A 20,692-nucleotide genomic window follows, 5' to 3' on the forward strand; every position below is an offset into this window, starting at 1 on the left:
GAAAACTATATTCATTAGAGATGAATTTTTTCGAGCTACTAATCAAACAGATGAAGAGATTTTAAAAAAAAAGATTTTTAAGTGACAGAAACAGAATTCCCAACTGTATTAATCCCTTTTTTGTGAATCAATTTTTGCTGATCTATATCCAGAATCTCGAAAGACTTATCAAATCCCATTTCATTAGTGGTTTTGGAAGATTCAAGTTCTTTCTGTCATTATAATAACGTTGTTTGAAATTAATTATTTTAGGAAAATTCTAATTTTATAAAGCACTGTAGAATTCACAAAATTAGTTCCGCTAGGAAAAGAACAGTCGAAACTTTTGTCGTTTAGGCAAGCAAAGGAAGTCGGCTTAAAGTTGTAGTTTTTAGTATTACACTTCTAAACATTTGCTAATATACAACAAGTAATCTCGTTCTTTGATTGAAAAAGCAAAGTACTATTTGCCTTCCATTTCTTCTCGTATGGATTTTACAAGTTCTTCATAAGTTATGAAAGTTGCCTTTTCAAAATTCTTGGGTTTTACACTTCTACGTTCTTTCGATGTTATTGTGGTTGCACCGAAAACGGCATTTCGGACATGAAGTTCAAGAATAAGACCAGGTAACTTGCCAAATCCATTTGGTCCGTGTTGAAAGGGTAAGTCCGGACAAAACCATGCAGTAATTGGGAAATCGAATTTCTTGTTCCCATTGTCTAGGCTTAAAGTGCCGGTTGCTTTATAACAAAGGTAGTTTTCAATCTTTTTTGTCTCTGTTTTTATACTCCAATTGGTGTCCATTACCTTTGAAACAAAAACATTATTCCCAGAAAGCGATGAAGAACGATAAACTTTTTCGTTAATGCAATAAACAGGACCGCTGTATCGTAAGAAAGGGTAAATACTTTGTCTTTCAGAGTCGGTCATTCCCTTTTGATCTGTTGGATTTACATAAAAGTATGATTCATCGTTTGCGATCTCCAGAGTGAAAGTTAAAAATTTTGCGTTTTCGAGTGCATTATCATACATCCGAGCTAGTTCTGTGTGAGAAGTAGACATAGTTTCATCGGTGTATACATTTGCGCTGTAGATCACGTTTAAATTACCGCTTTGCGAGAAAACCGCAATGCTAAAAAAAAGATTAAAGATAATTGCTTTGAACATGGTAAAAAGCCGCCTTAAGCAGTGCGGAGGTGTTTTTAGTTTTATCAAAATTTTCTAATCAGGTCGATTGTCTCCGACCTTATGCCGTTAAAGTATACTGAATAGCTTCACAGTGCAGGTATTCTCTTGACGAAAGAATTGCCTTACTTCTTCTAAAACGGATAATTAATACCAATGTTCACCACCATATTGGCAAGGTTATAGTCGCGGAACCAACGTTTATTGTACGTTTCCGCTGGATTGTAGGTTTTAAAACCGAAGTCGCTTCGCAAAACAAAAAAGCTAAAGTCGTAGCGTAAGCCAAAACCCGAACCCACTGCAATGTCTTTTAACGATTGCAATCCTTCGAATTTGCTTTCAGCTAAAGTAGCGTCGTCTAAAACGTTCCAAATGTTTCCTGCATCCACAAAAACGGCTCCTTTAAACTTATTCACGATTTTAAACCGAAGTTCGGCGTTAGCCAACAGTTTCATATTCGCTTCGTTAAAGTCGTTTCGTGCCCCGCTACTTCCTGGTCCTAAGCGGTACGGCTGCCAAGCACGGATGTCGTTCGAACCTCCAGCAAAGTAGCTTCGCGAAAACGGAATGTTAGTTGAATTTCCGTACGGAACGGCCATTCCAAAGAAGGTACGAATGGCAAGCACCTTTTCGCGTCGTAAATCCCAATGTTTTATAAATTCGAATTCGCCTTTCGCGTACTGCGAAAATTCCACACCAAAAATTTGCTTGCCAGTCGATTGTGCGTTCAAACTGTTGGCAGTTCCCGCAAACAGCGAAAGCACATTGCCAGCAGATTCGGCCTTGAATCGTATCGTGAAAAAGTTGTTGTCAACCAAGTTGGCTTTGGTTGTGCGACTGTAGCTGTAGCTCGAAGCTAGAATCAGGTTGTTCTCGGTAAGTCGGCGCCGACGTTCTTCAATGCTTCGTACTTCGCGATAATCACGATCGGTCGGTACGAGAGTGGTCAGGTTGTTGAGGACGTCGCTGGTGAAGCCACTGGTTCCTTCGGGAACGAGTAAATTACCATTTGTAGGCGAGAAATAACTGTCGTTTGTACTAACATTTTGTGCAATTTCATTCAAAGCGGCATAGCTCGACCGGTACACGTTAAAATAATTATTTACGTTTACATTGTTCACATATTGTATGTTAAACAAGTCGAAGCGCGCTGTTTTGTTTCGATCGGGTGTCCAGTTGTAAGTCATGGCCCCTGTAAAATTTTCCTTATCCAATCCAATATTTCGCTGTTTTGCGAAACCCAGATTTATGCTCGTTGAAGGCAGCATACTTTTGGGGATGATTTTGTCGGTTTTAAAAGGAAATAAGATTCTCGGAAAAGAGAGTCGGCTGTCGATACCGTATTCCGAGATATTAAAAAATGTATTGTCTGGATTGGCCAAATCGGTTGATGAACCAATGTTTCCACGCATCGCAACGAGTAAAGTTTCTGCGCCATTAAATACATTTCGGATGGTAACCGAAGCCGAAGCCGCTATACCAAAATCCTGCACATTAGAGTGAGTTAGATCCAGCGAGGTCAAGAAATAGTATTTTTCTTTGGGCGAAAGATAAATGTTGGCAATTAACTTGTTTTCGTTGGTTGGATCAGGCTTGAATTGTAGCGTAGGTTGATTGAAAATTTTAAGGTTGTTGAGCGATCGGGTGGTTAAGTTGGCTCTAAAATCGGCGTACTCATTACCTGGATTTAGGAAAATGGCGTCGGTAATTGCTTTTGGACGGTATTTTAGTTTTTGAAAACTAAAGACATTAAAGCCTTTGTAATTGATGCTGTCTTTTACACGAGCTGATTTTTTATCCTTTGGCTGGTCGGTGTAAATATTGATCTCGCTGATGGTGTAAAGTTTGAACGGACGCGTAGCTGTGGAATCACCTTCTCGAACCGCTTGGTCGTTGATGATTAGTTTTACATACGTCTTGCCTCCAGTTTTAATGGTGTCGATGTCGTACACGATGCTACTTTGCTGAAATTCGAGAGCACCATGATTGCGGAAATAGGTAGTGATGCGGTTTCTTTCGGCATCAAAAATCTCAGCGTCGAAGGGTTCTCCAACTTTTAGCAGAGCTTGACTTGATATCTGACGATACAAAGAATCGAGAGCAGGAGTATATATTTTATGTGTTAAACTGTCGATGGTAGCGCGTTTTCCGCGATTAATAGTGTAAGTAACACGGCCTTTTTTCTTGCCAATCGTATCAATTTTGCTACTAACTTTATTTCTAAAATACCCTTTATTACTCAGGAAAGCTTGAATGCGAAGTTTTGATTTCTCAATGCGTTCGTTTCTGATAATTACTGGTGCTTCGCCGGTTTTTTTTAGAAATTTATCCAAACCACTGTATAAAAACGACTTGCCACGACGCCTAACTTGTTTGGCAGAGAAAATCTTCGATTGTCGTTTGAATTTAGCCGGATTATTGAGATACTTTGCCTTATAGGACGAATCCGGATTTTTTTTCGCGATGTTGTACAGTTGTAATCGCAGTTTATAGCCTAAGAAATTGCTATTTGGTTTTTGGTACAGTAAGGCTTCTAGCAACTCGTCATTAGACTTCTTTCCATCAACCAATATTGTATTTTTAGTAAGTAAAAGTTCTGCTTCTTTTACGCGTTTGGTGCTGTTGCAACCGCTAAGGATTGTCAGTGCTAAAAGAAATACCGCTATTTTTGTCAAGCCTGCTTTCAAGAGAACCATTTAACTAATCAAAAGTACATTATTTCAATGTTAAGCAAAACAATAACAAAGCGAATCACGTCTTTACACCTTAAAAAATTTAGGCAGCAGGAGCAATTGTTTATTGCAGAAGGGGTTAAGGTAGTGTCTGAATTGCTTAATGCGGGTTATTTTGCTGAATATTTGTTGGCGACTACCGTTGCCCTCAAGCAGTTTCCAGCTGCAATGCTTATTGAAGAAGTGGAGATGAAGCGTATTAGTGTTCTTGCGGATGCGTCGCCAATCCTTGCAGTTTTTCGAATACCAGCTGCGGAGCAATTTAAAATGGAAGAAATTACCGTGGTTTCCGACGGCATACGTGACCCGGGCAACTTTGGAGCACTTATTCGATTGTGCGACTGGTTTGGCGTTTCGCAACTGCTTTGTGCACCAGATACCGTTGAATTATATAATCCAAAAGTTGTTCAAGCCTCTATGGGATCGATTGCACGTGTTCGCGTAACGTACCAAGATATTTCAACCACGATACGTAAACAACCGGCGCCTGTTTATGGGGCATTTATGGAAGGCGAGTCTATTTACACGAAAGTTTTGGAAACGCCTTGTTATTTAATATTAGGAAACGAGGCAAACGGCATTCGAACACAAACGGCAGAAATAATCACGCAAAAAATATCGATTCCTCGTTACGGAAAATTGCAACAAACCGAAAGTTTAAATGTTACTACGGCGGCGGCGATTATCTTGGCTGAAATGCGAAGATTGGCTAGTGGAACGTAAAGTTAATGAAGACAGCTCGTGTTGACATCGATTGGATGTTCGAAGTCCAAGGACTATTCGGATCGTTGTCGCGAATCAGCTCATCGTTAAAGCTAAAAACACCACGAATCGAAGGAGAGAATTTAAAGTATTGAAGGTATAAATCGATTCCAAAACCCAATTCATAAAAATTGGTGTTTTTTATCATTCGAAAACGATTGTTGGCATTGTCGTCTTTTGCATCTGCGTTCGAAGCTAAATTCAATGCAGTTCCTACGCCAGCCACAACGTATGGTTTGATGTTTCCGGTTCGAACCGACGATAATTTTACCAAAAGCGGAAAGTGAATGTAAGTCGATTTTACCTCGCGTAAAGCGTCGATTTCGTTTTCAAATCCCGGAAAGGTTAAGTTTCGCTGATTGAAATATAAACCCGGTTCAAAGCGGAGATCGATATTGTCGTGAAGCCTCAAATTTCCGACCAAACCCACATTAAATCCGATAGTAGAATTAACCAAAACATCCGGGCCTACATTTTTGTATTCGAATTTAAAGTCGTACGAATTAAACCCAAGAAAATAGCCCCAATGAACTCGTTGCTTATCAAAGTTCTCCAAATTGATAATTGGATCCTTACTAAACATATGAAATTGCGCTTTCGCGAGAAGCGGAATAAATAAAACTAAAATGAGAAGGCTTTTTCGCATGTTAAGATTTCCCTGCTGTATAAATAGTGGCTACTCCAAACGTCTGCGGATGTGCAACCACATTAGTAAACCCAACTTTTCGCAAAATATTGTTTAGAGCTTCTCCATAAGGAAAAACAGCCGCCGAATCAGATAAATATTGATAAGCCACTTTGTCTTTAGAAAAAAGGCGTCCGATCGTCGGGAGCAGTGTTTGCGTATAAATCTTATATCCTTGCTTGTATGGAAATTTCGTTGGAACCGATGTTTCTAGAATTACAAAAATACCTCCGGGTCTCAAAACCCGATGAATTTCGCTTAGTCCGAGTTCTAAATCTTCAAAGTTTCGAATTCCGAAAGAAACGGTTATCGCGTCAAAAATGTTGTCTTCAAACGGTAGTTGCTCCGAATCGCCCACAACCATTTCAATCAGACTAGTAAGTCCTTCGGATAGTACCTTCTTTCGACCAATTTCTAACATGCCCGGCGACAGGTCTAGACCAACAATTTTCTCAGCACCTGAGTTTTTGAACATCAGTGCCAGATCACCTGTTCCAGTTGCGACATCGAGAATGGATTTCGGTTTTGTTCTACTGACCCACTCAATTACTTTTTTTCTCCACGCATTATCGATTCCGAAAGAAATCACGCGATTCAATTGATCGTAATCGCAGGAGATGTTGTCAAACATTCTTCTGATTTGGTCTTTCTTAGATTGTTCAGAATTCTTGTAAGGCTTAATTGATGCTGCCATTTATAAAATTTGGGTCAAAGTTACAAAACCAAGGGCTTTTTGCAGGTTGGTTTAACGGGAAGTTCTGATATATGTTTCGTAAGTGAAGGAATAGGCATGCTTATCATCTTTGGGATGAAACTCGCTTTTTACGAGTTCAAACTCGTTTGTTGGAATTTCGGGAAAGAACACTTCTGCATCAAAACTACCGTGAACGCGCGTCAGCTCTAGCTTGTCGGCAATTGCAAGGCTTAAATTGTAAATCTGTCCGCCGCCAATTACAAAAGTCGGATTGGTTTTCGAGTAGTTTACCGCTTCTTCCAAACTACCGCAATAAATTAATTGATCTGTATCAGATGTTAATTTTTTACTGCTAATCACAATATGCTTCCGATTGGGAAGTAACTTCGGCAAACTTCGAAAAGTTTTGTAACCCATAATCATGTCGTGTTCTTGCGTTAAGGTTTTAAAACGCTTAAAATCGTCGGGTAAGTGCCAAAGCAAATCATTATTTTTTCCTAGTTCTCTGTTTTCGCCAATTGCTGCTATGAGTATGATTTGCTTCATTATTGTTTATCTAAATCGATTTTGTTTTTTAATTGTTCAATTCGCTGCTCTTGTTTTTTTACGAGTCGCTCAATTTGTTGGCGTTCCCAGTTTTTGTTGAGAAATCGCTTCGTGATATACACATCCACAAAGTGAAGAACAAACAGAAACACCCAAGCGGCTAAAACCCATGTCCACCATTTTGTAGGTGCACCTACTTCGAAAAACGAATTGGCAACAAAGGAAAAAAGATTTCCAATACAGAAAAAAACAAAATGATAATATAGAAACCGCTTTTGGCGAAGTCGCTTACGTGCATTTTCATACAATTCTTGTTGTTCAGTGTTCATTTTCAGCAGATTTTCAGTCAGAAATATAGAATTTTTTAAAATATCCAACAAATGCAATTTACTAAAACGATAATTTGAAAACGTTTTCAGCGTAAAGTCGAAATAGGAAAACGTTTGAGAAATACGACATTCGTTTTTTTATAACAGTTTTTGTAGCAGAGTCTCAAAAATGCAAGTTCGTGTTTTTTTATGCTTTGTATTTATTTTCTTTGCCCTATAATATTAACTATTAATAAGTTATGGCAATCAAGAAACAATTTATAAAGAGTAAACCAGTTTGTAAAGTAACCTTTACTGTCGATGCAAAAGAGGCGCAAACTGTTGCAGTAGTAGGCGATTTCAACAGCTGGAATCCTGAAGCAGGCGCTCTTGCAAAACAAAAAAACGGTACGTTTAAAGCAACTTTTGAAGTAGCAAAAGACGCAAACTACGAATTCAAATACTTCGTAGACGGTTCGTATCAAAACGAACCAGAAGCCGATGCTTTTCAATGGAATGCATTTGCAAACGCCGAAAACAGCGTTTTAGCAGTATAAAAGAAGCCTCCATTCGGAGGCTTTTTTATTTATCTATTTCTTAATGCCAAAAAGTACCTGCTAAACCAGCGACCATTCCTACCCACAGGAGACCGAAAAATGTTGCCAAGCCAATTAGTTTTCCAATAATGCTCCATAACATAGTGCGGTATGGATACGACATAAGAATGTAAAGTATTGTGCCCGCTACAAATCCAGAAAGAGCACACGAGAGCACCGGCCGTAAGGTCCAATACGAACCCCAAAGTGGATTCGGATTACGAACCGTATACAAAAACGCGCCGATTATACTCAAACCAATCGCCGCACCCACTACACCGTAAGTAAATAGCAAACTCCCGCGCAATTTTGTTTCAGATTCCATTCGTACAATGCTTTTCTTTCTGAACGCAAAGTAGCAGCAAAAATTGTTTGCTCTTGCAGGTTTCGGTAAAATTTTAACAATAAAATTGGCTTATCAATAATTTTGTAGAATAAAAACTACAAAAAGTAGTTAAAATTTTACTTTATAAGATTTTCCTCCACAAACCAGCACATAAATTCCTGCTGCAACCGATTTGCGATGTAAACCATTCTCTAATATAAAAATGTCCACTTTTCGGCCCGCCAAATCATACAAAACCGCTTCTTGCGGAGAAGGCAAGTTACTAACCAGTAGTGCGCCATTAGCAGAAGATTGAATCCGTACTTGCTTATTGTCTAAATCGGTCACGCCTAAATTTTCATTGGCAAACAACCAAGTGTATAAAGCACCAAATTCGCCACGCCAATAGCTTTCCGTATGTGTTCCATAACTATCGAATTTCAGTAGCGTGTTGCTTTGCGCTGTTCCCGATTCCACAATCTTATTTCGAACCGTCGTAACGTGCGTGACCATATTGCCATATTCGTTATTTCCCGCCACGAAATACAATTTTAAATCGTTTGTATTGATTGCTAAATCATCGATATACGAAGTAAAATTACTGTACGAGAACCAATACGCCGGACTCAAAGCACCTACTTTTCCGAACGATTCCGGATGCGCCAATGCACCGTACGTCGAAATTAGCGCACCCATCGAACTACCAATAATCGCGGTGGTTTCCGGGCTCTCAAGCGTGCGGTAATTCGCATCGATATACGGTTTCAGTGTTTCTGCAATAAAATCGATATACAAAGCACCCTGACCTCCACCGTACTGCGGATTGTTCCACGGCGAATATTCGTTCAATCGTTCCGCACCGCCGTTGTCAATTCCCACAACTATGGCTCCGTAATCGCCTCCGGCAAAAAGCGAATTCAAGGTTTCATCTATTTGCCATTCACCAGAAAACGACGTTGCCGCGTCAAACAAATTTTGCCCGTCTTGCATGTACAATACTGGATATTCTTTCGTTGAGGTTTGGTAATCAGGCGGCAAATACAACCAAATGCGTCGGTTGCGATTGAGTTGCGGCATGAAAAAGTTCGTGCTCAAAATACTCACATTCGCAGCTGCCGTACTGTTGTTGCCGCCAGTGCCTAAATCTTCCCACGACAGTATCGTCAAATTAAGTGTACTGCCCACCGTGGCCCAAGAAAAGGTGCGGTCGGGTAAAAAATTTCCCGTTGCGTTCCCTTCAACCGTTGCCCACGAACCACGCGTGAACTTAAAGGCCGCAGTTCCGGTTCCCTGTGGAATCGTTATTTGTAGATTCCCCAAATTATCGGGCGTAAGTATGTAGTTCGGATCCGCCGGATTCCAGCCGTTAAAGTTTCCTGCTACATAAATTGTTGCTCCCGCAGGTGTGTTTGCGGGCGTTGCCGTTACTTTAATCGTGACTTGTGCCCAGAATGGAAGTGCAACGAAAAGCAAAAAAAGGGTCATGTAATTTTTTATCATAGCTACAGTTAAATAATGTGAGTTCGATGTTTGAATTAAAGTTAGAAAGCCTCTCAATGGTGAGCTTTACAAAATAGCGTCGCAGAATTCATTCTTTATAATCTAAGGTTTTCAATATGAGTGTTCTAACAAAGATTTTTAGGTTGCACGCATATTAAATCTTAGTTTTTGCCGGCAATGCGTTTAATCATGCCGTCAAAAATAAAGAAATGAAAGGGCAACATAGCGTACCAGTACAATCTTCCCCACAATCCGCGCGGGCGAAATGTGGCTATTTGATGCAAAACCCGATTTTCGTCGATCGAAAACTCCAGCCAAGCCTCGCCCGGAAGTTTCATTTCTGCGAAAAGCAACAAGCGCTTTTGCTCTTTATCGGCTAAGAGTACGCGCCAAAAATCCAGCGCATCGCCGTTGTCTAAATGCGTCGGATGTGTTCGCCCGCGCCGCAAACCAACACCACCAACCAACTTATCGATGTGTCCGCGCGTTTTCCACAACCAATTGCCGTAGTACCAACCGTGCATGCCGCCAATCGACCAAATATTTTTCATTACCTCTTCCTCATCGGAAATTTCTATTTTTTGATGATCTTTCAAGCAACCGTACCGCGGAACCTGGACAAATTCCTTCAAACTTCCTTGTAATCGGCCACTCACGCGACTGTCTTTCCAGCTCGAAATCACCAAATTTTGTTCTATTTTCACAAAGGCCAATTTAATGGCGTCGGTGTACGAAATGGGTTTTATTCCCAGTAAACGCTGCAATTTGGTGTCTTTAGCAACCACTTCTACGGTCATGCTATCCACTAAATTTGCCGCCAATTTGTAAGTGGTTGAGGTTACAAAATGCAGCCAGTAACTCGACAGTTTCGGCGTCATTACCGGAACGGTGAAAATCCACACTCTAAAACCACGCGTCTTGGCGTACAGCTGTAGCATTTGTTTGTACGTGAGGATGTTAGGACCGCCTATGTCGAACGATTGTCCCATACAATCTTCGCGCAACAATACTCCGAGCAAGTACTTAATCACGTCGCGAATGGCAATAGGCTGCGTTTTGGTTAAAACCCATTTGGGTGTAATCATTACGGGCAATTTCTCGCACAAGTCGCGAATAATCTCAAACGACGAGCTGCCCGATCCTACAATAATTCCTGCTCGAAGAACGGTAACAGCTGCTGTTCCGCGATACAGCTCGTCTTCCACACTTTTACGCGATTGCAGGTGTTTCGATAAAACGCTGTCGTTTACAATGCCGCTCAAATACACCACTTGTTTAATCCCGCTAAAACGCATATATCGGTTGAAATTTTGCGCCGATTTCAATTCCAACGCATCAAAATCGTTAGTAGAATTCGACATGGAATGTATCAGATAATACGCCACATCGGCCTGCGGAACTTGCGGGTTTTCGGGAACGTTTTCCAGAAAATCGACTTCCCAAATGCTTACTTTATCGAGCGTTTCGAGGTCTAATCCAATCCGACTTCGGTCGCGCACGCAGCAAATAACTTCGTGTCCGGCCGCCAGCAATTCCGGAAGCAACCGCCGACCCACATACCCATTTGCACCTGTTAATAGAATTCTCACCGTTCACTTTTTTATCGCACCCAAACGCCTTGATTTAAGGAGTTTTCGCAGAAATTCTTCTAAAGGTAACAGATTCTCAAAAAACGATTGTTAATGCCGGACTAATTTTTTGGGCAAACCGCTGCGGCAGTAGTGGAAATTCCGTGATCCGCAGCGTCGCGCTTTTCGCTGCAACTCCTCGCCACCGGTGGAAACCACTCGGCGGCTGTGGGGTTTTCGCTGCAATCGCTTTTGCGGGTATCGTGCACAACGTGTGTGCGTAACTAGCGGTAGTCGACTTTGAAAAATGAATTGCTATAACTGATTTCGAATCCGCACGGTCTCATTATTCAAACAATGTTTGTACGTTATAAAGATGTGTGATTTTATCACCAATCGAATCAAGCTCAATTGTTCATCGCGGCGAATAGTAAAAACTAAAATGCGGGGCGTAAAGTCGGGTATCGTAGCAATAGAGGACGTATTTTCTCAGCGTGCTTTCATTGTCCTTAGAGAAAACGTTGAAGCTTCGATTATCTTAATTAGCTCCGCCAATCAATATTATGTACTTGAGTCAATAATCTTGACGAGTTGCCATTTATCATCGATAAGTTTAAAAACATATTCAATGTAAACTCCTGTATCTTCTAACTCGATCGTTAAGTTTATACTGTCAGCTGCAGAATTCCATGACGTTTTCATTTTATCTTCGATCGTAAAGTACTTCCAGTTGTTTTTATGAATTGTACTAATCTTGGAGACTTTCCCAAATTCATCGGTTGCATAGCATTCGATCTTGTTAGAAACTCTATCAAATTGTTTTGACTCAGAGAAGAAAAAGTCTTTTTTTAAGAGCGAGAAGTCTTGTTCTGCTTTTGCTTTCTCGTTCTCTTTTTGATTTAAACAAGAGTAATATGGGAGGATAAAGACAAAAATGAGCAGTAATTTTTTCAAATGGAAATACATTTTACTGTTGTTTGTTGTCTTTGGTTTTGCTTAAATAGTAGCGCGTTATGTTTGGTTTCTTGCATCTCGAAAATCTAATTCTAAACAAATGGACGTGTTTCTAATCGGGTTTCCTTAAAAGTTGAACTGCTGTTCTAATTGGGTTTGGACAGCAGAAGTTATTTATCCAGAGGCTGCTCCGCCAACACATCTACCTTATTTACTCGACGTGGAGCATGCTACAAAGTCCCTCGCGGGTTTAAGAAATTACCCAAATGATAAGCGCACACCTCCCAATCTTTCGATCTCGAAATCTTTCAATCTCGAAATCTCTTAAAATTTACGGTTTTCCCGTAACCAACTTTCGTTTTTTCTTCGTAGGGATAAACCCGTTTTCCCCTTCCCGTTTAGGGCGAAGCTCCCAAAAAAAATCGACATAGCATTACGGAAAAACCGTAAATCGAGTACTTTGTGAAAAAAAGTGTGGCAAATGCAACATTCAGATTCAACAGAGTAGCTTGTTTGCGCAGATTTCAAATCCGCCCGATCAAGCTACAAGTACTATTTCTCTCGAATGTAAATATCAATTGGTACACCTTCGAAATCCCAGTGTTCGCGGATTTTATTTTCCAGAAAACGTTTGTACGGATCTTTTACATACTGCGGCAAATTCGCAAAAAATACAAACTGCGGTGTTGGCGTTGGCAATTGCATGCAATATTTAATCTTTACGTACTTGCCTTTCAAAGCCGGTGGTGGAAACGCTTCGATCAACTTCAACATATGGTCGTTGAATTTCGATGTGGGTATGCGCTGCGTTTTGTTCTCGTACACTTTTACAGCTGTTTCAAGCGCCTTGAGTAAGCGTTGTTTGTTTAAAGCCGACACAAACAAAATAGGTACATCGGTAAACGGACTAATTTCTTCGCGAATTCTATCGGCGTATTGTTTAGACGACATGGTATCTTTTTCCACCAAATCCCATTTGTTTACCAAAATCACAACGCCTTTTCGGTTTTTCTCTGCCAACCAAAAAATACTTTGATCTTGGCCTTCGAATCCGCGCGTTGCATCAATCACTAAAATACATATATCCGAATGTTCGATAGCACGTACCGAGCGCATGACCGAGTAAAATTCGAGATCTTCCTTGACTTTTGCTTTACGACGAATTCCAGCCGTATCGACCAAATTAAACTTAAAACCAAATTTTTCAAAACGCGTATCAATCGAATCGCGCGTGGTTCCAGCAATGTCGGTTACAATGTAGCGATCTTCGCCAATAAGCGCATTGATAAAGCTCGATTTTCCAGCGTTTGGTCGGCCCACTACGGCAAAGCGCGGTAATTCGTCTTCGGTAGCGGCTACTACTTCGGGTTCGGGAAGCGCTTGCATGAGCGCATCGAGTAAATCGCCCGTTCCGCTGCCCGACGTACTCGACAAGGTGTAATATTCGCCTAAGCCGAGATTGTAAAATTCTATCGCGTCTTTTTCGCGCATCGAATTGTCTACTTTATTCACAGCCAATAAAACCGGCTTTTGAACTTTTCGAAGTAAACTCGCTACCGTTTCATCCATCGGAGTTATGCCTTCTTCGACATCGGTAACAAATATGATTGCGTCGGCTTCGTCGATGGCTAGTTCTACTTGCTTGCGAATTTCGCCTTCAAAAATATCGTCGGAACCTTTAATGTAACCGCCGGTATCGATAACCGAAAAAGTTCTGCCGTTCCATTCACTTTTGCCGTAATTGCGGTCGCGCGTTACGCCGGCAACCGAATCTACAATCGCTTCTCTGCGCTGTATCAGTCGGTTAAATAAGGTTGATTTGCCAACGTTTGGTCTTCCTACTATTGCAACAATCTGGTTCATGGCCTAAAATTTGGCGCAAAGGTAAGCAATCAAAAACGAATGGAAAACCGGCGTAAATTGTGCCGTTATTTTGATTTACTGGTAGCCAAAACGCTTCAGCTGTCGGATGTTTCGGCGCCAGTCTTTATTTACTTTCACAAATAGTTCAATGTGAATTTGCTTTCCGAAGAATTGCTCCATCGTAGCACGCGCTTCCATGCCCACTTTTTTTAACGCAGCTCCTTTATGGCCAATGATAATTCCTTTTTGTGTATCGCGCTCCACCATAATTACCGCGCGAATTCGAATAATGTTATCGTCTTCCAGAAATTCTTCAGTTTCAACCTCCACGGCGTACGGAATTTCTTTATCGTAGTTCAGTAATATCTTTTCGCGAATGATTTCATTTACAAAGAAACGTTCGGGCTTGTCGGTTAAAGCATCTTTAGGATAATAGGGCGGACATTCGGGCAGCAACTCTAAGATCCGGTAAAAAACTTCGGTTACTTGAAAGTTGTTGAGTGCTGAAATCGGATAAATCTCGGCATTCGGAACCTGCGTTTGCCACAATTGCACTTGCGCTTCGAGTTCTTCTTGTGACGATTTGTCGATTTTATTTAAAAGCAATAAAACCGGAATTTTAGAATGTATAATTCGGTTGAAAAACGCCTCGTCTTTGAGTTCTTTTTCGCCAATTTCAACCATGTAAATAAGCACGTCGGCGTCTTCAAAAGCCGATTTCACGAATTGCATCATCGATTCTTGCATTTCGTATGCCGGTTTAATGATTCCCGGCGTGTCGGACAAGACTACCTGAAAATCGTCGCCGTTTACAATACCCAAAATGCGGTGTCGGGTAGTTTGTGCTTTCGAGGTGATGATGGAAAGGCGTTCGCCAACAAACGCATTCATGAGCGTGGATTTGCCAACGTTTGGATTTCCGATAATGTTTACAAATCCAGCTTTATGTGTCATGCGTTAAAAATTTCTGCAAAGATAAGCCGATTTTTCTCGAAGCAAGAATTGCCTTACAATTGCTTACGAAAACGATATAAATGGGAAATTTATTATGCACGCATAGTTTTTTTAAGCTAATTTTTCTTAACTTCGCACGCAATAAATCTTAATCATACAGAAATGAAAATATTGGTTTGTATCAGTCATGTTCCGGATACGACGTCGAAGATTAATTTCACGGATGGCGACACGAAGTTCGACACGAATGGTGTTCAGTTTGTGATTAACCCGAATGATGAGTTTGGATTAACCCGTGCGATTTGGTTTCAGGAACAACAAGGTGCAAGTGTAACGGTGGTAAATGTAGGTGGAGCAGACAGCGAGCCAACCTTGCGTAAAGCTTTGGCGATTGGTGCAAACGACGCCATTCGCGTAAATGCTGAGCCAACTGATGGTTTTTTTGTAGCGAAACAATTGGCTGAGGTTGCTAATGCGGGCAATTACGATTTGATTATCGCTGGAAAAGAATCGTTGGATTACAACGGCGGTATGGTTCCGGGTATGTTGGCAGCTTTGCTGAACATTAACTTTGTGAATTCGTGTATTGGTTTAACGGTGGAAGGCACAACAGCCAAAGCGGTTCGCGAAATGGACGGTGGAAAAGAAACGATGTCGGCACAATTGCCTTTAGTAATTGGCGGACAAAAAGGTTTAGTTGAGGAGAAAGATTTACGTATTCCGAACATGCGCGGTATTATGACAGCTCGTACCAAAACGCTTACTGTTTTGGAGCCGGTAGCTGCAGATCAGGCGTCGAAGTCGGTGAAATTTGAGAAGCCGGCCGCGAAGCAAGCGGTGAAGTTAGTTAGTGCCGACAATTTGGATGAGTTAATCAATTTGTTGCACAACGAAGCGAAGGTAATTTAGTGAGGTAACGATTTTTTGCGTGAGGGATTGCAGCGGCACCCCGCAGGCCCGTTGAAAAGCGGGGCGAGGAGTACAGCGGAAAGCCCGACGGCGCCGCACCTACATCTGGGGACAAAGAACGTTGCGCCGGCACGCCCAAATAACAAATAAAAAATAAAAAAATATGGCAGTTTTAATTTATGCCGAGTCATCGGACGGAAAGTTTAAAAAAGTAGCTTTTGAATTGGCGTCGTACGCTTCGGAAGTAGCTGCAGCAACAGGTACATCGGTTACGGCTGTTACGGTAAATGCGGGCGATGTTTCTGAATTATACAACTACGGCGTGCACAAAGTGTTGCAAGTGAGCGATGCGCGTTTGAACGATTTTAACGCAAAAGCGTATGCAGATGTGGTGGTACAAGCGGCAAAACAAGAATCGGCTTCGGTAGTTGTCTTGTCGTCGACCACAGATAGTTTGTATTTAGCGCCGTTGGTTACGGTTCATCTACAAGGCGGATTTGCTTCGAATGTAGTGGCATTGCCCGCGAGTTACGCACCTTTTCAGGTAAAGCGTACGGCATTTTCGAACAAGGCATTTTCGATTACTGAAATTTCTCAGGACGTGAAAGTATTGTCGATTGCTAAAAATTCGTTTGGATTGAAAACCAATAGCGTAAGTGGAAGTGCCGAAGCATTTGCGCCGACTTTACACGAAGGCGATTTTTCGGTTAAAATTGAGTCGATCGAAGCAGGAAATGGAAAAGTTTCTATTGCCGATGCTGATATTGTAGTTTCGGGCGGTCGTGGTTTAAAAGGACCAGAAAACTGGGGTATGTTGGAAGATTTGGCAACAACTTTAGGAGCAGCTACCGCTTGTTCGAAGCCGGTTTCGGATTTGGGCTGGCGTCCGCATAGCGAGCACGTGGGTCAGACAGGAAAACCAGTTGCTACGAATTTGTATATCGCGGTAGGTATTTCGGGAGCTATTCAGCACATTGCGGGAATTAACTCATCGAAAGTAAAAGTGGTGATTAACAGCGATCCGGAAGCGCCGTTCTTTAAAGTGGCCGATTACGGAGTTGTTGGTGATGCTTTTGAAATCTTACCAAAATTGAATGAAAAATTAAAAGCGTTTAAGGCGAATAATTAATTCATAAAATAGATTAATCGGACTCGGAGTTACGACTTTTGGGTCCGATTTCTTTTTTGTACCTATTGCATTTTAATATTTCGCTTAAGTTTCTACTTTTGCAGCTATGAGTCTTGTAAAGTTAACCATCAAAGGAATTTCGTACAGTCAGACCCAAAACGGCGCTTATGCGTTGATTTTGAATGAGGTTGACGGCGACCGAAAGCTTCCGATAGTTATTGGAGCGTTTGAGGCGCAGTCGATTGCGATTGCTTTAGAGAAGGAAATCAAGCCACCACGTCCGTTAACACACGATTTGTTTAAGAATTTTGCCGATCGTTTTGATATCGTGGTTAAGCAAGTGATTATTCACAAATTGGTTGACGGCGTATTTTACAGTTCTATAATTTGTGAGCGCGATAAGATTGAGGAGATCATCGATGCGCGCACTTCTGACGCGATAGCATTGGCGCTGCGATTTAGTGCGCCGATATTTACCTACAAAAACATACTCGACAAGGCGGGAATTTATCTGAAAGGGAATCCGCTCGATCCAGAACCTGCCGAACCTGAGCAGCCACTAGCTACAACCGATTCGTTTGGTTTGAGTTCGAATCCTAAGTCGGGCGATGCTACCTACACACAAAAAAGTTTGAGCGAATTGCACGAAATGCTCGAAAACGCCGTTCAAAATGAAGATTACGAACGTGCGGCAAAAATTCGAGATGAGATTTCGCGCCGCGAGTCGTAGCTTTAACCAAAACTATATATTATGAAATTAGGTCGTTTAATTTTGCCTTTTGTGGCAGCATTTTCTGTTTTGAGTTGTTCTGAATCGGATGATAATTCCAACGGATCAAACACGCAGTTGGTCAATGAAGTAAAAACATTGATGGCGTCGGGAAACTGGCGTGTCACAAACTATTTTGACGATGTTAACGAGACTTCGAATTATCAGAATTTTGTGTTCACTTTTAATACTGCGTCGAATTCTGTAAGCGTTACAGGTGGCGGAATTACTGCAACGGGAACTTTTTCGGTAATCAGTTCAGACAGCAATGATGATTCGATTTCATTAGATGCGGATTTTAACTTGGGCTTTACTGCACCAGCACCAGCATCATTGATTGAACTGACAGATGATTGGGATATAGTTTCATACACAAGTACGGAAATTAATCTGATTGATATAAGTGGTGGCAATGGGGGCACAGATTTACTAACTTTTACCAAAGTAGAATAAGAAAATGCGTCGATTCCAATCTAAGATAATAGTGTTGTTGACCGTACTTTTTTGCTTTTCTTGTTCCATCGAAGATTTTGAAGGTAAGACGGAAGAAGAATTGTTGCAAGATTACACCGAGCGGGTAAACGCTTCTCTTTATAGAATTGTTGATTTTAGCGAGAATGAAATCGACCTGACAGATGCCTACACGAACTTCGTTTTCAGTTTTGATTCTATTGAAGACAAGGTTACAGCTACCGCTTTCTCTTTTTCTAGTGAAGCTCCTTGGTTGTTTTATCTCGACGATAGTGCAGTTATGAAGTTTCAATTTAATTTTACGAATGACAGCAATTTGGAACGATTGAATGGAGATTGGAGTATCGACTCTTTTTTAACGGATCAATTTACGTTGGTTAAGAAAGATCCGTCGACTGGCGTTTCACGCTACGTTACATTTAAGCAGATTTAAGACCTGTTTTAATAAAAAAATGCCGTTTCTCGGGGAACTGAGAAACGGCTTTTCCAATTGTTTTTGAGGGATTAGGCTCGAGTAGAGTTTATCTTATCTTTTACGAATGAGACTTTTTTTACTTATTTCAGTCTAAATTAATTATGCAATTAGCAGGGTCTACAAAGATACAATTTTACCTGTTGTTTTAAAAATTTCAAGATGTAAAGCACATTTCATTAAAAAAAATGACAACAGTAAGTTACCACTGAGTAACTCTAACAATTTACGACTTATTCTCTTTGTCGCGCTGAGCCTACTTAAATTATAGCAATTTTTCTAAAGCAAAATAATGTCGTGAGGTAAAGTAATAATTTTGTGCCGTTAACTCTAAGTGTTTTTAAATACGATGTAGTTGTGAGGAATGTAAGCTACTTTTTGAGTCTGTTCTCAGGTAGTTATTTTCAAATTTATTACATTTTTTTCAACTGCGAATAACAGTATAGTATGTATGAAATTACCTGTAGTTTTTATTTGCGCTGCAATACTGTAGAGCGCCACATGAATATGCGCTTAAATGTAAACGGAACCGATGTAAATGAGCCAGTAAAAGCCATGGCGCCCGAAGATAGCGGCAGCAGCAACAACTCCTTTTCTGTAAACTTTACGCAGTATATTATTCTAAATGCAAGCGACGTTTTGTGAATTAATTGCGTACGTGATGGCGATAATGCGACCATAAACTTCGATGCCAATCAAACTTCAAGTATTGTCATCAAACGAATTCGATAACTTTTTCGAATACTTTTTAAAAGTCATTAACAACCGCTTTTTCGTTTTCACTATTTCTTTACTTTTAGACACTGAAATGGAGCAAAAATGAAGCAATATCACGACCTACTGAACCACATTTTGGAACACGGTGTTGAAAAAGGCGACCGTACCGGAACCGGAACCACCAGCGTTTTTGGTTACCAAATGCGTTTCGATTTAAACGAAGGTTTTCCGTTAGTGACCACCAAAAAAGTACATCTTAAATCGATCATCTACGAATTGCTCTGGTTTCTAAAAGGCGAAACCAATATTGGCTATCTCAAAGATAATGGTGTTAAAATATGGGATGAATGGGCCGATGAAAACGGCGATCTCGGTCCGGTGTACGGATTTCAATGGCGAAACTGGAACAACGAACAAATCGACCAAATCTCGGAAGTGATTGAACTCATAAAAAAAACACCCGACAGCCGCCGACTCCTAGTCTCTGCCTGGAATCCTTCTGTGTTACCCGATACTTCTGTCTCTTTCTCCGAAAATGTCGCCAACGGAAAAGTAGCACTTCCGCCTTGTCACGCTTTTTTTCAATTTTACGTGGCCAGCGGTAAACTCTCTTGCCAACTCTATCAACGCAGCGCCGATGTATTTCTTGGCGTGCCGTTCAATATTGCCAGCTATGCCTTGCTAACCATGATGATTGCACAAGTTTGTGGTTTAGGTTACGGCGACTTCGTTCATACCTTTGGTGATGCACACATTTATCACAACCACCGCGAACAAATTGCATTACAACTCAGTCGCGAGCCACGACCTTTACCTATCATGAAACTCAATCCCGAAGTAAAAAACATCTTCGAGTTTACCTACGATGATTTTGTCTTGGAAGGTTACGACCCACATCCAGCAATAAAAGGTGCCGTTGCAGTGTGAGAAAAGAAAGTTGTTTCGGGTGGCAAGCTCGGTCTAATCTCGTTTACAAATAAGGACAATAATTTCACAAAGCACGTAATTTTGCCTTCAACAGGCTCAAGAACAGACCTTTTTTTAACTCGCAGAAAACACCGAAATGCACAGAATTTTGCGGAATACCTAACCGTTGAGGAAAACACAGAACGTGTTGTTATCCAAAAATAGCATCAGCCTTTTACGCCTTCTGGCACCAACGATACATGGGTTCGGGTAGGTGAATGATACGTAAAGTGGTAAACGTCGCAATTCCGATAGCTATCGGAACTAACTTCTATCCCGATAGCCATCGGGACTAGCTTCTAAAAAAGGAGCACAATGTCACCCAAAGTTTCGCACAAAGTACACGATGTTTAAATTCAATACATAAGGCACTAGACTTTTTTTAGCTCGCAGAAAACACCGAAACGCACAGAATTTTGCGGAATACTGGACTTTTGAGGAAAACACAGAGTGAATTGTTATCCAAAAATCACACAACCTTCAAAAAGCTCAAGCACCAACGATACGCGGGTTTGGGGTGGAAAAACGATACGTGAAGTGGTAAATTCATCGAAGTCTTAATACTTAATACTCCAATCTTAATACTCCATTGATACGTGAAGTGGTA

The 20,692-nt window shown here is 41.0% G+C and carries 21 protein-coding genes; 9 read left to right on the forward strand and 12 right to left on the reverse strand.

The window, feature by feature from the left end; all coding sequences use genetic code 11:
* Nucleotides 1-442: 442 nt before the first annotated feature.
* Together Q0064_RS00305 and Q0064_RS00310 are read right to left on the reverse strand one after the other, a co-directional pair.
* Entirely contained in the window at nt 443-1,147 is a 705-nt protein-coding gene (locus tag Q0064_RS00305; protein WP_298142549.1) for a GLPGLI family protein, read from the reverse strand.
* A gap of 152 nt (nt 1,148-1,299) precedes the next feature.
* On the reverse strand, nt 1,300-3,861 hold the full coding sequence (locus tag Q0064_RS00310) for a BamA/TamA family outer membrane protein (RefSeq protein ID WP_298142552.1): 2,562 nt from the start codon (nt 3,859-3,861) through the stop codon (nt 1,300-1,302).
* 27 nt (nt 3,862-3,888) lie between these two features.
* Between Q0064_RS00310 and Q0064_RS00315 the strand changes: the two genes are divergently transcribed.
* Nucleotides 3,889-4,620, forward strand: coding sequence for an RNA methyltransferase (locus tag Q0064_RS00315; RefSeq protein WP_298142555.1), 732 nt, complete (start codon nt 3,889-3,891; stop codon nt 4,618-4,620).
* Here Q0064_RS00315 and Q0064_RS00320 read toward each other — a convergent pair.
* From Q0064_RS00320 to Q0064_RS00335, 4 genes are read right to left on the reverse strand one after another with little or no spacing between them, the layout of a single operon-like run.
* Nucleotides 4,607-5,305, reverse strand: a complete 699-nt coding sequence (locus Q0064_RS00320) for a porin family protein (RefSeq protein WP_298142558.1) — start codon at nt 5,303-5,305, stop codon at nt 4,607-4,609. The two genes, Q0064_RS00315 and Q0064_RS00320, sit on opposite strands and share 14 nt — an antisense overlap.
* 1 nt (nt 5,306) lies before the next feature.
* Entirely contained in the window at nt 5,307-6,038 is a 732-nt protein-coding gene (gene ubiE / locus Q0064_RS00325) for a bifunctional demethylmenaquinone methyltransferase/2-methoxy-6-polyprenyl-1,4-benzoquinol methylase UbiE (RefSeq protein ID WP_298142561.1), read from the reverse strand.
* 51 nt (nt 6,039-6,089) lie between these two features.
* Nucleotides 6,090-6,584: a dihydrofolate reductase gene (locus Q0064_RS00330; protein ID WP_298142565.1), complete on the reverse strand. Its 495-nt coding sequence runs from the start codon at nt 6,582-6,584 to the stop codon at nt 6,090-6,092.
* The gene (locus Q0064_RS00335; RefSeq protein ID WP_298142569.1) at nt 6,584-6,913 is read right to left on the reverse strand and encodes a 2TM domain-containing protein; all 330 of its coding nucleotides are present in this window, start codon (nt 6,911-6,913) and stop codon (nt 6,584-6,586) included. The genes Q0064_RS00330 and Q0064_RS00335 overlap by 1 nt, the downstream gene beginning before the upstream one ends.
* A gap of 239 nt (nt 6,914-7,152) precedes the next feature.
* On the opposite strand from Q0064_RS00335, the gene Q0064_RS00340 reads away from it, so the two are divergent.
* Nucleotides 7,153-7,449: an isoamylase early set domain-containing protein gene (locus tag Q0064_RS00340; RefSeq protein WP_298142572.1), complete on the forward strand. Its 297-nt coding sequence runs from the start codon at nt 7,153-7,155 to the stop codon at nt 7,447-7,449.
* Nucleotides 7,450-7,489: 40 nt separating this feature from the next.
* Here Q0064_RS00340 and Q0064_RS00345 read toward each other — a convergent pair whose 3' ends face one another.
* The 6 genes from Q0064_RS00345 to era all read right to left on the reverse strand — a co-directional run bounded on the left by Q0064_RS00345 (nt 7,490) and on the right by era (nt 14,652).
* Nucleotides 7,490-7,813, reverse strand: a complete 324-nt coding sequence (locus Q0064_RS00345; RefSeq protein ID WP_298142575.1) for a hypothetical protein — start codon at nt 7,811-7,813, stop codon at nt 7,490-7,492.
* Nucleotides 7,814-7,942: 129 nt separating this feature from the next.
* Nucleotides 7,943-9,298 (reverse strand): alpha/beta hydrolase-fold protein, encoded by a 1,356-nt coding sequence (locus Q0064_RS00350; protein WP_298142578.1) that lies wholly within the window; start codon nt 9,296-9,298, stop codon nt 7,943-7,945.
* A 176-nt stretch (nt 9,299-9,474) separates the two neighbouring features.
* Nucleotides 9,475-10,902, reverse strand: coding sequence for an SDR family oxidoreductase (locus Q0064_RS00355; protein WP_298142581.1), 1,428 nt, complete (start codon nt 10,900-10,902; stop codon nt 9,475-9,477).
* Nucleotides 10,903-11,442: 540 nt separating this feature from the next.
* Nucleotides 11,443-11,847: a hypothetical protein gene (locus Q0064_RS00360; protein WP_298142586.1), complete on the reverse strand. Its 405-nt coding sequence runs from the start codon at nt 11,845-11,847 to the stop codon at nt 11,443-11,445.
* A 540-nt stretch (nt 11,848-12,387) separates the two neighbouring features.
* A complete protein-coding gene (der, locus tag Q0064_RS00365; RefSeq protein WP_298142589.1) occupies nt 12,388-13,698 on the reverse strand; it encodes a ribosome biogenesis GTPase Der in 1,311 nt (436 codons plus the stop codon).
* A gap of 75 nt (nt 13,699-13,773) precedes the next feature.
* Nucleotides 13,774-14,652, reverse strand: a complete 879-nt coding sequence (gene era, locus Q0064_RS00370; protein ID WP_298142591.1) for a GTPase Era — start codon at nt 14,650-14,652, stop codon at nt 13,774-13,776.
* Nucleotides 14,653-14,814: 162 nt separating this feature from the next.
* Here era and Q0064_RS00375 point away from each other — a divergent pair, with 162 nt between their 5' ends.
* From Q0064_RS00375 to Q0064_RS00405, 7 genes are all read left to right on the forward strand, one after another.
* Nucleotides 14,815-15,561, forward strand: coding sequence for an electron transfer flavoprotein subunit beta/FixA family protein (locus tag Q0064_RS00375; RefSeq protein ID WP_298142594.1), 747 nt, complete (start codon nt 14,815-14,817; stop codon nt 15,559-15,561).
* Nucleotides 15,562-15,724: 163 nt separating this feature from the next.
* Nucleotides 15,725-16,690, forward strand: coding sequence for an electron transfer flavoprotein subunit alpha/FixB family protein (locus Q0064_RS00380; protein WP_298142597.1), 966 nt, complete (start codon nt 15,725-15,727; stop codon nt 16,688-16,690).
* A 106-nt stretch (nt 16,691-16,796) separates the two neighbouring features.
* On the forward strand, nt 16,797-17,420 hold the full coding sequence (locus tag Q0064_RS00385; RefSeq protein WP_094486453.1) for a bifunctional nuclease family protein: 624 nt from the start codon (nt 16,797-16,799) through the stop codon (nt 17,418-17,420).
* 21 nt (nt 17,421-17,441) lie between these two features.
* Nucleotides 17,442-17,912 carry a hypothetical protein gene (locus Q0064_RS00390; protein WP_298142605.1) on the forward strand — a complete coding sequence of 157 codons (471 nt, stop codon included), beginning with the start codon at nt 17,442-17,444 and terminating at the stop codon, nt 17,910-17,912.
* A gap of 4 nt (nt 17,913-17,916) precedes the next feature.
* Nucleotides 17,917-18,363, forward strand: coding sequence for a hypothetical protein (locus Q0064_RS00395; RefSeq protein ID WP_298142609.1), 447 nt, complete (start codon nt 17,917-17,919; stop codon nt 18,361-18,363).
* Nucleotides 18,364-18,849: 486 nt separating this feature from the next.
* Nucleotides 18,850-19,047, forward strand: coding sequence for a hypothetical protein (locus Q0064_RS00400; protein ID WP_298142612.1), 198 nt, complete (start codon nt 18,850-18,852; stop codon nt 19,045-19,047).
* 174 nt (nt 19,048-19,221) lie between these two features.
* Complete coding sequence (locus Q0064_RS00405) at nt 19,222-20,046, forward strand: thymidylate synthase (RefSeq protein WP_298142615.1); 825 nt, start codon at nt 19,222-19,224, stop codon at nt 20,044-20,046.
* Nucleotides 20,047-20,692 lie beyond the last annotated feature (646 nt).

Source organism: Flavobacterium sp. (assembly GCF_027490375.1).
GTDB lineage: Bacteria > Bacteroidota > Bacteroidia > Flavobacteriales > Flavobacteriaceae > Flavobacterium.

Bases quoted from the DNA above. Each gene is read 5' to 3' on its own strand.
- Q0064_RS00390 (WP_298142605.1), top strand. From the start codon at position 17,442: ATGAAATTAGGTCGTTTAATTTTGCCTTTTGTGGCAGCATTTTCTGTT.
- era (WP_298142591.1), bottom strand. From the start codon at position 14,652: ATGACACATAAAGCTGGATTTGTAAACATTATCGGAAATCCAAACGTT.
- Q0064_RS00320 (WP_298142558.1), bottom strand. From the start codon at position 5,305: ATGCGAAAAAGCCTTCTCATTTTAGTTTTATTTATTCCGCTTCTCGCG.
- Q0064_RS00400 (WP_298142612.1), top strand. From the start codon at position 18,850: ATGTATGAAATTACCTGTAGTTTTTATTTGCGCTGCAATACTGTAGAG.
- Q0064_RS00405 (WP_298142615.1), top strand. From the start codon at position 19,222: ATGAAGCAATATCACGACCTACTGAACCACATTTTGGAACACGGTGTT.
- Q0064_RS00345 (WP_298142575.1), bottom strand. From the start codon at position 7,813: ATGGAATCTGAAACAAAATTGCGCGGGAGTTTGCTATTTACTTACGGT.
- Q0064_RS00360 (WP_298142586.1), bottom strand. From the start codon at position 11,847: ATGTATTTCCATTTGAAAAAATTACTGCTCATTTTTGTCTTTATCCTC.
- Q0064_RS00380 (WP_298142597.1), top strand. From the start codon at position 15,725: ATGGCAGTTTTAATTTATGCCGAGTCATCGGACGGAAAGTTTAAAAAA.
- der (WP_298142589.1), bottom strand. From the start codon at position 13,698: ATGAACCAGATTGTTGCAATAGTAGGAAGACCAAACGTTGGCAAATCA.
- Q0064_RS00395 (WP_298142609.1), top strand. From the start codon at position 17,917: ATGCGTCGATTCCAATCTAAGATAATAGTGTTGTTGACCGTACTTTTT.
- Q0064_RS00350 (WP_298142578.1), bottom strand. From the start codon at position 9,298: ATGACCCTTTTTTTGCTTTTCGTTGCACTTCCATTCTGGGCACAAGTC.
- Q0064_RS00330 (WP_298142565.1), bottom strand. From the start codon at position 6,584: ATGAAGCAAATCATACTCATAGCAGCAATTGGCGAAAACAGAGAACTA.
- Q0064_RS00305 (WP_298142549.1), bottom strand. From the start codon at position 1,147: ATGTTCAAAGCAATTATCTTTAATCTTTTTTTTAGCATTGCGGTTTTC.
- ubiE (WP_298142561.1), bottom strand. From the start codon at position 6,038: ATGGCAGCATCAATTAAGCCTTACAAGAATTCTGAACAATCTAAGAAA.
- Q0064_RS00315 (WP_298142555.1), top strand. From the start codon at position 3,889: ATGTTAAGCAAAACAATAACAAAGCGAATCACGTCTTTACACCTTAAA.
- Q0064_RS00375 (WP_298142594.1), top strand. From the start codon at position 14,815: ATGAAAATATTGGTTTGTATCAGTCATGTTCCGGATACGACGTCGAAG.
- Q0064_RS00335 (WP_298142569.1), bottom strand. From the start codon at position 6,913: ATGAACACTGAACAACAAGAATTGTATGAAAATGCACGTAAGCGACTT.
- Q0064_RS00385 (WP_094486453.1), top strand. From the start codon at position 16,797: ATGAGTCTTGTAAAGTTAACCATCAAAGGAATTTCGTACAGTCAGACC.
- Q0064_RS00310 (WP_298142552.1), bottom strand. From the start codon at position 3,861: ATGGTTCTCTTGAAAGCAGGCTTGACAAAAATAGCGGTATTTCTTTTA.
- Q0064_RS00340 (WP_298142572.1), top strand. From the start codon at position 7,153: ATGGCAATCAAGAAACAATTTATAAAGAGTAAACCAGTTTGTAAAGTA.